Raw genomic sequence first — 13229 nt, forward strand, 5'->3', positions numbered from 1 at the left:
AATTACTTAGCAATCCATCCGTTAGCACCGGTTCCGCTTTCCTTCACATAAAAAGTGGCTTTCGCTACACCATCTGTTCGCATAGCCAGACTGCCAATCGGAGCGGTAATCGTTCCCTCAGGCGATCCTTCCACAATAAATACTGCAGGAAGTAATGTTCCACCAACGAGTCGGACTGCCCGTTTGAAGTTGCCATAGGTAGAGAACCATTCAGTTAAAGCATACGGATTATACAAGGTACCAAGAGAAGTACCCTGCATGGCAACCAAAGTTTCGAATTCTAGAATGCGTTTTACCTTTACAGAACGGGTATCAAACACTGCTACATTGTTCAGGTGCAGGAAGGGCTTAGCTGCACCATAAGATGACGCTAGCACGACTTGATTGGTCCCGCTGTTACGGACAATCATATTGTCGACAGTAACCATCGCGTCAGACTCTGTTGTGAATAATTGTAAGGTACTGCCCGTTAAGTCCTGTGCATCTATCGTCCCCACATAAAGATCTCCTCCGTCGATTCGGACTCCGCTTGCTAAGGTGGAACCCGAGCCGTACATCCCTAACGAGCCGATATGCAATCTTGGTTTTCCTCCAGCAGCATTAAACGCAGCGTAGATCGCAGGGCCGCCGATTCCATCGAACCTTGCGCTTCCGATATCAATAAATTGTGAATAGATCGTTTGTAGACCGTAATTAGCTTTATGATCCGTCGAGCGAATAGACAAATGGCTGATTTTTAGCGTCAATCCATAGGACAGCAATGCTGGACTTACTGATCCACTTACACGCATATCTAGTGAACCGATGTCGAGAGTCCAGAGTCTCGTTATCTCATCTGAAAGTCCAGTTGTCATATCATTGCCGAAACCAGTTGTTGTCAAAGAGTCGAATCGCTGATAAAAGCTACGCGTTCCCTTGAAGATGTCGGGTTCTACATCGAGTGAATTGGCGCCATTAAACCCAGGTGCACCACCTCGACTGTTATTTAATACCGCTCTGTTGACATGAAGCTGGTCTACAAAATGGACTACAAAGTTCTTTCGACCAGCCGTTTCACAGTACGCATATCCGATATGCACATTAACGGATGGGATATCTTCTGTCCCTCCAATGAAAATATTATCACCATAGCAATCATGAGAGTACACCGATTCGATCGTTATATTTTGCGAAGAAGAAATGAACAAGCCATGAAGTTGATCGTTGACGGCTGTTTTAACAGTCGAAGCACTTCCGTCTATTTCGAGGCTGCCGGATATCGTGATGTTTGAGGCATTTAACATAACAAGAACTCGAGTATCCGATGGTGGGTTAGGGGCAAGCACCAATTTTGAGCCGGCATCAAAGCTTAGGTTAGTTCCGGTTGGAATACGAAGACACCACCAATCTAGGACTGAAGGGTTACGCATGTGGCCGGAAGAGACTTTATATACACCAGGCGGAAAAATAACAACCTTGCGTTTGGCATTTCCAGCATTAATTGCATTTTGAATCGCGACGGTGTCATCTTTGGTACCATTCCCTGTAGCTCCATAAGATCGAACATTCACGTAACCGTTAGTTTCAGGATCTAATTTAATAGAAGTGACTGCTCCGTCCGCAATAACGGACGTTGTTACAGAGTTATCTGGAATAGGTGCAGTTGCCATATACTTCACTCCTTTATTTTTTGATTTGAAATATAAGGCTAAGTTTCACGTTATAAATCATCCTTATATTTCTACGAGTAACGGTTGTCGTCCATAAAGGATGACAACATCGTTTCTTCTTAAGTATTTTATGTGAACTTTTCTACAGATGCACGGTACAAAGAGCACTTTACAGGGCGAAAGGAGTTTTTTATTTGAAGGTATTAGTAACTGGGGGGCTTGGTTTTATTGGGTCACATGTTGTTGACCGGCTTATAAGAGAGGGGATCGAAACTGTAATTGTAGATAATTTATCGGGTGCTTCCGGCTCATTCTATAGAAATCCTTCCGCTCTTTTATATCCGTACGACATTCGCGACGAGACACTGGGTGAAGTCTTTATCCGTGAGAAACCGGATGCGGTCATTCATCTGGCTGCACAGATTGACGTAAGAGAATCTCAGCGCAATCCATTGTTTGATGCGAATGTGAATATTGTTGGCACACTTAACGTCCTGCGGATGTGTGAGGCGCATCAGGTTGAAAAGATCGTGTACGCCTCGTCGGCCGCTGTATACGGTAATCCTGAATATTTGAGCATTGACGAGAAACATCCCTTAAATCCTGAATCTTGTTATGGGGTATCAAAAAGTGTTCCTGAGTCTTATATTCGGATGTTTGCCAGCATGCATGGGCTAAAGTACACCATTCTTCGTCTTGCGAATGTATATGGACCTCGACAAAGCTCGCATGGTGAAGCTGGTGTCGTTTCGATTTTTCTGGATCGCATAAAGCAAGGCAAGGAGCTTGTAATTTATGGGGATGGAGAACAGACCAGGGATTTTGTCTATGTTGAGGATGTTGCACAGGCGTTTGTAAATGCGGCTTGTACAGATGAGAATGCGGATAATCAGATCATAAATATTAGCTGCGGGTTGGCGACCTCCATTAATACGATTGTAGAGATGATAGGCGGTATTACAGGTCGGGAATCCCAGACAACCTATGAACAGGCTCGACCGGGAGATATTCTTCACAGCTACTTAAACAATAGTAAAGCAAACGAGTTGATGTCCTGGTCTCCTCACCATGATCTTCACCAGGGACTCAAGAAGACGATTGCAGCCCGATTGACTGTAGGCAGTGCTGTGGACCATTAATCGCAAATATCGAAAGGGGTCATCCCCATGGAACGAAAATTAAATTCGGAAATGTTTGTTCTACGTAGTATAGCCTGCTTAAGTATAGCGCTGTTACATGCTTTATATCGAGTCTATGACGATGGGAACACGCCTTGGGTAGAGTCAGTGGGTCTACTGCTTACATTTGGCACACCGGTATTCGTATTTATCTCGCAATTCGTATTGTCTTTTGCATATCCGGACGGAATTCCCGCGAAATTTTGGGAGAAACGGATCAAGTATATTTTGCTTCCTTACTTTTTTTTCGGAGCTTTGTACGCAGGGTTAAAAGGATTGGATATGGCGGGCAGTGAGGGGATTCCGCTTCTTCAGGCTTTTTGGTACTTTCTCTGGCGTCATTGGTTACTTGGCGATTTTCATGGCTACTTTATCCTAATTATCTTTCAGTTTTATGCCTTGTTCCTCTTATTTCAAAAGCATGCCAAAAAATTCACTCCACGCTCTATACTGATTGCGTCATTCGTTATTAATGTGGCTTACTTAGGTTTTTTCAATTTCACCAAACCCGTAGATACGGTAGCTGCTCAATATATTTGGGATAAATTGTATTGGGTTTTCTCTCCGGGGTGGATTTTCTACTTTACTGTGGCTTATTACTTGGGGCGAAATGAGGCTTGGTTCCGGGAAAAATTAAAACAGTTCCGTTTAGCTGTCTACGTGCTTCCAGTTGTAACAGGCGCGTTTGTGCTATTCGTGAATGGGCAAGGCTGGATTACGGCACATAGTTCCAAGAGAATTGATATGTTACTTTTCGCCATGAGCATGATTCTACTACTCTTCACAGTGGCTTCTTCATTGAAAAAAGTGCCGCGTGTGCTGGAGTGGAGCAGTAGATACTCCTTCGGCATATATTTGCTTCACCCGTTGTTGTTGGCTTTATTCGTCAAACTTCCTTCTTCGTTCGGGTTGCAAAACCTTGGACTATTCAGTGTGCTTCTCCAATTTGTCGGATGTGTGGTAGGATCGGCGATCATCATGAACATAGCGAATCGTATTCCAGGCGGAGCCTTTGTGTTCGGTCGAGTCGGGATTGGAATCAATCAGAGAAAACCCCCGAAACCGCTGGATAAGCCCATAAGCTCGAGTATAGGGAACATGAACTAGCTTATTTTGTAGCTAAGTTATTTTCAATACTGTATATTGCCTGCTCAGCACCATGAAACTTCTGTGTTTATTCCGTCCGTATGGCTATCTAAAGAAACTAATCCAATACAGCTATTAAGGGCTTTCAACCTAACGGTTCAATAATGTGCCCCTTGGTCTGAACGTTGTAATATGTCCAAAAACTTACTATAGGTATGCTCCTCAGGTATTGCTCCACATAAGTATTTTCTTACGTTTTCATTGATATAGATCATCTTTAAATCTTAATAGTCATTATCATTTAACCTAATTAAGCTACATCTTTGGATTTCCAAATCTATTTCCCTCTCAATCTAATTCTATTTATTCATTTCAATATAACATCATGTTCTGATGAGCCACATCCAAAAGATGTGGTTTTTTTGGGGAAATTAGATATGAGGCATATTGCACGCTTCGGACCGTATAGTTCTTATTTCCATAAAAACACACATTTTGGTATTGGTTTTGAGCAAAAAGCAGCATCTGAGTCCAATAATCTCGCAAAATGGACAAAATCATTAAAATAAGGGCTCCTCAGACCGATCAATAATCGAGGGGATCTGAAATAGTTGGAATTATCGGTGAATCCTATTATAATGGGTTTCTTGATTAAATGTAATTATGAATATTCAAACATTTACATCCAGAGAATAATGCATCGTGCAGAACTTTAGGAGGAAACGAAAGTGGAACTTGGAATAAGTACCTTTGTCGAGACAACGCCCGATGTCCAAACGGGTGAGACAATAAGTCATGCAGAACGACTACGTGAAGTAGTAGAGGAAATTGTACTTGCCGAAGAGGTGGGACTAGATGTATACGGAGTGGGCGAGCATCATCGTAATGATTATGCGGCTTCATCACCTGCGGTTGTGTTAGCTGCAGCTGCATCGTTGACTTCGAAAATTCGTTTGACCAGTGCCGTGATGATCCTGTCTTCAGCAGATCCCGTACGTGTATTTCAAGACTTTGCAACGCTTGATGGCATTTCGAATGGACGTGCAGAAATTATGATCGGCCGCGGCTCGTTTACAGAGTCTTTTCCATTATTCGGCTATGATCTGAAAGATTATGAAGAACTCTTTAATGAGAAGCTGGAATTGTTATTAGCCATCCAAAAGTCAGAAAAAGTAACCTGGAGTGGCAAACATCGAGCAGCCATAAACAATCTGGGGATTTACCCGCGTCCGGTTCAAGATCCGTTACCGATTTGGATTGGGAGTGCAGGTAGTCCAGAGTCTGCGATCCGCACTGGAGCATTAGGTTTACCTTTTGTATTAGCTATTATTGGAAATGTTCAGCCGCTTGATTATGCGAAGCATGTGCAGCTCTACAAAAAAGCAGCGGCTGAAGCCGGATATGATCTTTCAAGCCTGCCTATTGCCTCACACTCACACGGGTTTATTGCTGAGACTAATGAGTTAGCACTGGAGAAATTTTTCCCTTCAACGCATGCTCGGACCAATGTGCGGGCGAAGGAAAAAGGGACACCGCCATATCATCGTTCCGATTATGATGCAGCATGCGGCTTTGATGGCGCTCTGTACGTAGGTGATCCAGAAACCGTTGCGAACAAAATCATTCATCTTCGCAAGCATGTGGGAATTACGCGATTCTTTTTACATATGCCCCACGGTACAATGCCTCATGAGGATGTTATGCAGGCGATTAGAATGCTGGGAACGGAAGTAGCTCCTCGTGTTCGTGAAGAAGTAGCGCGCTGGGAAGCAAGTAATCGTTAACGAATAAGCTGCGTCCTTAGGACGTGGTTTTTTTTGTGCGGTATACTAAAATAACGAATAACGTTATATAAGGGAGGGGCAATGGAGACTATTCATTATTTATCTCAATTCAATTTGCTTCAATCGTTAGCGCTGGAAGATCTAATGGAAATGGAAGAATTAACTCGAATAACAGTAGTCCCGAAAAATACATATATCCAGACACCGACAACCTTCTCAAAAGGATTATTTTTTGTGAAAAAAGGAAAGGTGCGTTTATACCGATTGAATGCGGATGGGAAGCAGTTTACTTCGGATATTCTGAGTGAGGGTAATGTTTTTGGTGAAATGAACGTGATTTCGTTTGGAACCAAAGATCATTACATTGAAGCCATGGAAGAGTGTCATATCTGTACAATTGATCCTGTAAGATTTGAAGAATTCGTAGCTACTCGGCCTAGATTTTTGATGTCATTAATGCAAGTATTGAGCGATCGTATAAAAAGTATGAGTCAGTTAACTCAAAACCTAGCCATCGGAAATCTGCATGATAAAATATTGTGCGTTCTTTTAAAGCTATCGGATCAACTAGGCGTTAAAAGTGAGGATAATTATTATAAAATCAATGTTCCACTATCACATCAAGAAATCGCCAATTTGATTGGTGCGAGCAGAGAAGCGGTTACTGTGGCATTGCAAGAATTGGTAAAAGCTGAGGTGCTTCAGACTGGGTTCAGAACTATACGTATCCATCATGATAAGATTTTGGAAAGAAATTTATAAAGATTATGAGTTGTAAATGAGATTACATCTTTATGGTTAGAAATACCCGTATCCTAGATATAAGAAGAAGGTTATCCAAGCCTTTAAAATCATAGGTGAAGGGAAGATTTATATGGAGCATAGGAAGGGAGCTCGAAAAGTTAGCGATATTCCTGCTGATGTTGTTGGACTATTGCATAAAGGACAATTACAGACTGTAAATCTAACGGAATGGCTTGCTGTGGACCATATGGTCTTGATAGAAAATGTACTGGACGAGCTAGGTTTTGGACAGGAATCCGAACCAATTTTACAAAGGCTTCGCGATTCATCGGAAAAGAAAATCATGAAGCTTATACCGGCTATCGCACGGGAGTGGCAACAGGTATTGGAGTGCAAATCAGAGTTGGAACAAGTCCGAGTATTCTCAGCTTTAGCGCAGCATCGTTCCGATAGTGTCCGCTGTTGGGCTGCCTATATGATCGGTCTAAATCAATCTTTAAGTCTATCTCAAAAGCTAATGGATATCCGTCCCTTTGCAGCGGATGATCATTTTGGGGTACGTGAGATTTCATGGATGGCTTTAAGGGAATCGGTCATTGCAGAATTGGATGAATCCATTAAGTTCTTAGAGAGCTGGGTTCATGATCAAGATACGAACATAAGGAGATATGCAATCGAATTGACGCGGCCACATGGGGTATGGGCGAAGCATATTACTGCGCTAAAAGAAAACCCAGCAATAGCACTTCCATTATTAGAACCACTTAAGTCAGATCCGGCAAAATACGTTCAGGATTCTGTAAGTAATTGGTTGAACGATGCGAGTAAAAGCAATCCAGACTGGGTGCAACAGCTTAGTGAGAAGTGGTTAATTTCTTCGGATTCCAAGGAAACGAAACGGATTGTAACACGGGCAACAAGGAGTATTACTGATCTCTACGTTGAAAATGAAGTATCGCTTTAGCCCGTTAGTAGTGCGTCACAGCAGGAGTGTGTCTCAGCATTCTCAGCTTAAGATGTTGACATTGAAGAATTATTTCACTATACTGGCTGTAATCTTATATACGATATACGTTGAAAAAGCCCAGTAGTAGCTTAGTCCCTGTTTCAGAAAGCCGGGGGTTGATGAAACCCGGTACACACTAAGAGTACGAATTACACTTTGGAGTATCTCGGCTAACACCGAGCGGAATGGCGAACGATATCTCGTCACGAGTGGCATCAATGCTGTGTTTTAGCATTAGCGTTTCATTGGTGCAATCTGGGTGGTAACACGGTTATTCAATCGTCCCTATGTCTACAATAGACAAGGGGACGATTTTTTTTGTTTTTAAATATAAGGATTTATAAGTTTCTCTTCATCAACTATCCTTATATTCGCTTGGCGGACTGATGATTCGTTATAGGATATCTACTAATTTAAGGGGTGTTAGGCAATGAATATTATCGATGAACTAGAATGGCGCGATGCCATCAATCAACAAACCGATGCCGAAGGGCTTAGAGAATTGACCAACCAGAAATCCGTTTCGGTGTACTGCGGTGTAGACCCGACGGGTGACAGTATGCATATTGGTCACTTGATTCCGTTCATGGTACTTAAAAGATTCCAGCTTGCAGGACATCGTCCGGTTATGCTAATTGGCGGTGCTACAGGTACGATAGGTGATCCAAGTGGACGACAATCCGAGCGTTCATTGCAGACGCTGGAGCAAATCCAAGCTAACGTAGATGCGCTTACCGCACAAATGAAAAAACTGTTCGTTACTGATGGCGACAATCAAATTCGTATGGTGAATAACTACGATTGGACGCATAAAATCAATGTGATCGAATTTTTGCGTGACTATGGTAAGAACTTCAGCATCAATTCGATGCTTGCCAAAGATGTTGTAGCGAGCAGATTGGACAGCGGAATTTCTTTTACTGAATTCTCCTACCAAATCCTGCAATCCCTAGATTACCTGCATCTGTACCAGCATGAAGATGTGCAGCTCCAAATTGGTGGCTCCGATCAATGGGGCAACATTACAAGCGGTCTGGATCTGATCCGTAGAAAAGAAGGACCTGAAGCAAAAGCATTCGGTCTAACGATCCCGCTTATGTTGAAAGCTGATGGAACAAAATTCGGTAAATCAGCTGGAGGAGCAATCTGGCTCGATCCAAACAAAACGACTGCGTTTGAGTTCTACCAGTTCTGGGCGAACACTGATGACCGTGATGTTGTGAAATACTTGAAGTACTTTACATTCCTATCAAAAGAGCAAATTGATGCACTTGCGGAAAAAGTACAGACTGAACCGCATAAACGCGAAGCACAAAAAACACTTGCTGAAGAAATGACCAGATTCGTGCATGGTGAAGAATTGCTGGATCAGGCTAAACGTATTACTGCTGCTCTGTTCAGTGGAGATATCAAATCCCTAACTGCTGATGAGATCGAGCAAGGCTTTAAGGAAATGCCGACCTACGAAACTACACTGGAATCTAAAAATATCGTAGAGTGGTTGGTTGATCTCGGTATCGAGCCGTCTAAGCGTCAAGCACGTGAGGATATCACCAAAGGAGCAATCTCCATGAATGGTGAGAAAGTTAGCGACGTAGCACTGGAAGTTACAGCTAGCGAAGCTATCGGCGGCCGGTTTATCATTATCCGTAAGGGTAAGAAAAACTACAGCTTGGTGAAATTGTCCTAAAAATAAGAGCCTTCCTTATGAATAAGGGAGGTTTTTTGTTGTATTTTAAGTATAGAGGCGGATCATTTGCATATTAAGTGAAATTTGAAAGGTGAAATAGCGAAAATTATGGTAAGCTTAGGATTCGTGTGATTTATGGATTAACATGATATTCTACAACTATAACAGAAAATTAGGAGTGGTAATTTGAGAAGACAAAAACCAATGACCATGGAAGAATTGATGAATGAGTTACAAGGACAGAAAACGTATCAAGAAGATCCCAATCACATCTCTTTCGAGAAATTGTTTAATGAAGCGTTTATGAGTAAGTATTCCAATTACAAAAGTTTCGATGAGTTTGTAACCAAAGGAAACTTTCAAGTAAAGACAGAAGAAGATGTTGCTGACATACCTGATGAACTTTTTGATCGTCATGTAGTTAGAGAAACTAAATTTGCGGATTGGAAATCAATGTTGGAAACAGCGAATAAGGAATACGTCCGTAATTAAAGAAACAACATGTTTGTGATGCGAAATTATAAGACCTTGCAAGTTTAAAAAAACAGTCGCCGGAAGTTCATCGGCGACTGTTTTTTTAATTTGGCTTGAATCCGAATTAAGTTATAGGAAATGAAATAATTATGAACGATGCTTTCTTAGATTAATGAATTTGAATGTAATCCACATTTTCTCTTTGTGCTCATCCATATGTCGGATACCCTAAGGGTAGCGGTTGGAATATTTTTATTTTGAAATATTATTGTTTTGAAATATTTTTATCTTGAAAAATTGCCCAAGTCGAACTACTGTAATCAATAAAGATGTAAAACTGCTAAAATCAGGAATGGGGTTATATGTCATGATAATAGACTCACATCAGCACTACTGGATACTGGATCGGGGGGATTATGGTTGGTTGACTCCAGCCTCTGATCCCATCCTATTTCAGGACTATATGCCGGACCTGTTAAAAGATGAATTGCACCATAACGGTGTTCAGGGGACGATTGTGGTACAAGCTGCGCCGACGATGGAAGAGACTTCATTTCTCCTTGATTTGTGCGACAAAGAGGAAACCTTGATTGGTGTAGTGGGATGGCTTGATATCAACGCTTCAGATTTTGAAAAGCATTATCTTCGTTTTCGAAGTCATCCGCGTTTCGTGGGGATTCGTCCAAATTTTCCGGATTTAGCAGATGGAGAGTGGAGACATCACAAGCAGCTCATACATAATTTATCAATACTTGCTGAGGATAATTGTGCTGTTGAATTCTTAGTTCGTCCACCTGCCCTGGCAGGAATGGCAAAGCTATTGGAGTATGTGCCTAACCTTGCGGCTGTTGTCGATCATCTGGGCAAGCCGGATTTGTCCGGTAAGAATTATCAATTATGGTCGGACGGAATGCGCTCCATTGCAAAATTTCAACATACCTCTTGCAAAGTGTCCGGAATGATGACGGAGGGGTCATTTAGAGGTAAGAAGCCTGCCCAAGTGATACAGCCTTATATTCAGCATGTTATTACAGAGTTCGGTTCTTCCCGATTGATGTTTGGCAGCGACTGGCCGATTTGTTTACAGGCCGGCAGTTATAAGGAAATGATGTCCATGATCGAGGAGGCGTTGTCCATTTCTTTGTCTGCTGATGAAATCCGTCATATTTTTGGCTATAATGCAGCCAGAATATATGATCTGCAATAGGAGGAAACCATGTATAAGTCAAGAAAGTATCTGTTCCAGCTACTTCTCTCCATTTCTGTCGTTACGGTTATTTTTCTGACGGTCAGTTCTTCGCTTCTGTATTACACTTCTGAGAATAAGATGCTCAAAATGCAGCAGCAAGCAGATTTGAAAGTGCTTTCACAAATTAAATATAATGTCGATAATTTAAATGAGACGGTCAAAAATATTACGGTTTCCACTTATATGGATCCAGATGTGGTTTATTTATTGAATACGTCAGTCATGGATAAAGGAGAGCTCGCACAGAAGCTGAACAGATTAGAAAAAACAGTTTTTGGGTCCATGTTCTTGCAAAATATTACGATTTATAACGCAAATACCAAGTGTTACTACTCGACCAAAAGTAGCATGAATTGCTTGGACGATGGCATGAATGGTTTGATATCCAGCTATATGGAGTCTCAAAAAGAAATACCCAAGCTAGAGTTTATTCCCATATCGGGAAAAAATGTTAAGTCGCCGGTTTTCTCGATGTTTATCTATGACAGCTTAACAGAAAGTAAGCTGATTGTGACCTTAAAGCCATCTTGGCTTTTCGATAATATCAGTAATATGAATCATGTGAACAGTGAACTGCACGGTACTATTTTTATTACGGACAAATCGGGTGCGCAACTTCTGGAGACTAACATGAGTACTCCTATTCCATTGGAGGAGTACCGTGAGGTGATTCGAAATCGAGCTCAGGCCGGGGTTGATCAGGATTATCTCGTCCATGAGAGCGGTAGTAACAAGTTTATACTCAGCTTTATGTCATCGAGTCAGAGTAATTGGATCATTGCGAGCGTACAGCCTTATGATGTTGTCTTCGGGGAACTTCATGAGATGCAAAGGAATTCTTTGATTATTATAAGCGTAATTCTCATTCTATCTATAGTAGTTTCCTTTTTTATAGCCTATCGACTCTATCGACCTATTGAGAATATGCTGCAGCAGATCTTCGGGAAACGATTCAGCGGGACAGAAAAACGTTCGGATCTTGATGAGCTCAAGCTTATTACAAACGAATATCAAGACGCGATGCATAAATTAGTCAAGTTGGAAAAGGAAGAGTATTCACAGAGGGACCAGCTTAAAACCTTTGCACTCCGAAGACTTATCTCAGATACAAGCCTGTTAACACCGCAAGAGATCAAGCAGACTCAGTGGGATATCGATCTTCATCACAAGCTGCGTCTTTGCGTGCTTTTAATTGACGACCTGGAGGAATTTGAAAGACAATCAAGCGATTCTGATAAGCGTCTCTATAAATTTGCTATTGCCAATATTACTAAGGAAATTTTAGCGAGAAATTTGCACTGTGAAGTCGTGCCGATGCAGAACAATCATTTCGTCCTGCTGCTAGGGGAAGACCATGAAGGTTCCAGTATGCATTTGGATGACCTGATAGGAGTCTTACAAGAGCTTCAGCAAACCATCAAAGCCTACTACCGAATTTCTTTCTCCATTTCGATCGGGAATGAGATGAAAGATTACAGCCAGCTTTCACGTCAATATGGACAGGTCCTGGAAAATGCATCCTACCGCATCATTTATGGGCAATCTTGCATTATTACATCCGAGCTTGTTAAACGAAATATGGAGAATAACGGACCCTTTCAATTCCCGGCAGAGGTGGAGAAGAAAATTTCGGAATCCATCAAGTCCGGTCAAAGCAATATATTCCGTGAACAACTCGAAATTTTGTTTCATCAATTGGAAAGCTTGCATTATAACAACATCATGTATTCGATTTTTAATCTGTTCACCATTATTAATCAAGCGGTGGGAGATATCAACAATCGCTCCGTCAGACAAGTGAATTTGGACTTCAAATTTCAATACCAGCAGCTGCTCGAACAGGAATCACTACAGGACATGTTTAATATTTTCTTGAATTTATTTCAAGAAATTCATCATCAACGCTCACAGGACTTCAAAATGCAGTCCAACCGGATTTTGATTGATACGATAAAAGAAATGATTGAGGAGCAATATGTTGATGCCAATCTAAATCTGCAGAGTATAGCGAGCGCCATGAAATTATCATCAGCCCATATCAGCAAGCAATTCAGGCAACAGGAATCGATGTCGATCAGCGAATATATTAATGAGGTCCGCCTGCGTAATGCGCTCACGCTTCTTGAGAACAAAGATTACAGCATTTCACGCATTATGGACATGGTAGGTTACAGTAACGAAAGTTACTTCTTCAAGCTCTTCAAGAAGAAATTTGGCACAACGCCTAAAGAATATCGTTTCAAAAAAGTCATTGAGGACTAGGAAGTTTCTTCGGCTGCCCGTAAGTCGTTTCAGTTTGAAGGTTTCAAGCTGAAGCGATGCTTACTGGGCAGTTTTGTGTTTTTATAGTAAAACTACAGTGTTTTCGC

General features: G+C 41.6%; 10 protein-coding genes and 1 other annotated feature. Of the genes, 9 read left to right on the plus strand and 1 reads right to left on the minus strand.

What is annotated here, in order from left to right:
• Positions 1-2 precede the first annotated feature (2 nt).
• The gene (locus tag PAENI_RS31990; RefSeq protein ID WP_188114681.1) at positions 3-1649 is read right to left on the minus strand and encodes a glycosyl hydrolase family 28-related protein; all 1647 of its coding nucleotides are present in this window, start codon (positions 1647-1649) and stop codon (positions 3-5) included.
• A gap of 194 nt (positions 1650-1843) precedes the next feature.
• On the opposite strand from PAENI_RS31990, the gene PAENI_RS25305 reads away from it, so the two are divergent.
• The 9 genes from PAENI_RS25305 (at position 1844) to PAENI_RS25345 (ending at position 13122) form a co-directional block, all read left to right on the plus strand.
• Positions 1844-2788 carry an NAD-dependent epimerase/dehydratase family protein gene (locus tag PAENI_RS25305; RefSeq protein ID WP_149647128.1) on the plus strand — a complete coding sequence of 315 codons (945 nt, stop codon included), beginning with the start codon at positions 1844-1846 and terminating at the stop codon, positions 2786-2788.
• Between the two features lie 27 nt (positions 2789-2815).
• The gene (locus tag PAENI_RS25310; protein WP_149647129.1) at positions 2816-3934 is read left to right on the plus strand and encodes an acyltransferase family protein; all 1119 of its coding nucleotides are present in this window, start codon (positions 2816-2818) and stop codon (positions 3932-3934) included.
• 707 nt (positions 3935-4641) lie between these two features.
• On the plus strand, positions 4642-5697 hold the full coding sequence (locus PAENI_RS25315) for an LLM class flavin-dependent oxidoreductase (protein ID WP_149647130.1): 1056 nt from the start codon (positions 4642-4644) through the stop codon (positions 5695-5697).
• A gap of 81 nt (positions 5698-5778) precedes the next feature.
• Positions 5779-6459 carry a Crp/Fnr family transcriptional regulator gene (locus PAENI_RS25320; protein ID WP_149647131.1) on the plus strand — a complete coding sequence of 227 codons (681 nt, stop codon included), beginning with the start codon at positions 5779-5781 and terminating at the stop codon, positions 6457-6459.
• A 112-nt stretch (positions 6460-6571) separates the two neighbouring features.
• Positions 6572-7405, plus strand: coding sequence for a DNA alkylation repair protein (locus PAENI_RS25325; protein WP_149647132.1), 834 nt, complete (start codon positions 6572-6574; stop codon positions 7403-7405).
• A 101-nt stretch (positions 7406-7506) separates the two neighbouring features.
• Positions 7507-7737, plus strand: a binding site (T-box leader).
• A 140-nt stretch (positions 7738-7877) separates the two neighbouring features.
• Positions 7878-9137 (plus strand): tyrosine--tRNA ligase, encoded by a 1260-nt coding sequence (gene tyrS / locus PAENI_RS25330; RefSeq protein ID WP_149647133.1) that lies wholly within the window; start codon positions 7878-7880, stop codon positions 9135-9137.
• Between the two features lie 204 nt (positions 9138-9341).
• Positions 9342-9629 carry a hypothetical protein gene (locus PAENI_RS25335; RefSeq protein WP_042189061.1) on the plus strand — a complete coding sequence of 96 codons (288 nt, stop codon included), beginning with the start codon at positions 9342-9344 and terminating at the stop codon, positions 9627-9629.
• Positions 9630-9978: 349 nt separating this feature from the next.
• Positions 9979-10818, plus strand: coding sequence for an amidohydrolase family protein (locus PAENI_RS25340; protein WP_188114682.1), 840 nt, complete (start codon positions 9979-9981; stop codon positions 10816-10818).
• 9 nt (positions 10819-10827) lie between these two features.
• A complete protein-coding gene (locus PAENI_RS25345; protein WP_149647135.1) occupies positions 10828-13122 on the plus strand; it encodes a helix-turn-helix transcriptional regulator in 2295 nt (764 codons plus the stop codon).
• The last annotated feature ends 107 nt before the right edge of the window (positions 13123-13229 follow it).

Origin of the sequence: Paenibacillus sp. B2(2019), assembly GCF_008370385.1 — a bacterium.
In the GTDB taxonomy this organism is placed as follows: domain Bacteria; phylum Bacillota; class Bacilli; order Paenibacillales; family Paenibacillaceae; genus Paenibacillus_AQ.